This window comes from Pseudomonas sp. IT-232MI5 (genome assembly GCF_949767845.1).
Taxonomy (GTDB): Bacteria; Pseudomonadota; Gammaproteobacteria; order Pseudomonadales; family Pseudomonadaceae; genus Aquipseudomonas.
In genome coordinates, this window is sequence record NZ_CATKQE010000043.1 from 1 (window position 1) to 333 (window position 333).

At 60.4% G+C, this 333-nt stretch carries 1 pseudogene; it reads right to left on the reverse strand.

The window, feature by feature from the left end:
* A pseudogene (locus ACM6JQ_RS18450) lies at window positions 1-333 on the reverse strand (Ig family protein); the annotation flags it as partial.

Sequence of the window (333 nt, forward strand, 5' to 3'; positions counted from 1 at the left end):
ATCGTTGCCGGTGAGGCTGTTGTTGAGTTCGTTGCCGGTGCCGTTGATGGCATTGCCGGTGAGGATGAGGTTTTCCAGGTTGGCGCTCAGTGTCCAGTCCACCGAGGCGCGCACAGTGTCGATCTCGCTGGCCAAGGTGCTGGTTTCGCTGATGCTGTCGCCCAGATTGTCGACGATGTAGGTGTCGTTGCCTGCTCCGCCGACCAGGCTGTCGGCACCGGCGCCACCGTCAAGGATGTTGTTGCCGCTGTTGCCCGTGATCAGGTTGTTCAGGCTGTTGCCGGTGCCGTTGAGATTGTCGTTGCCGGCCAGGAACAGGTATTCCAGGTTCGT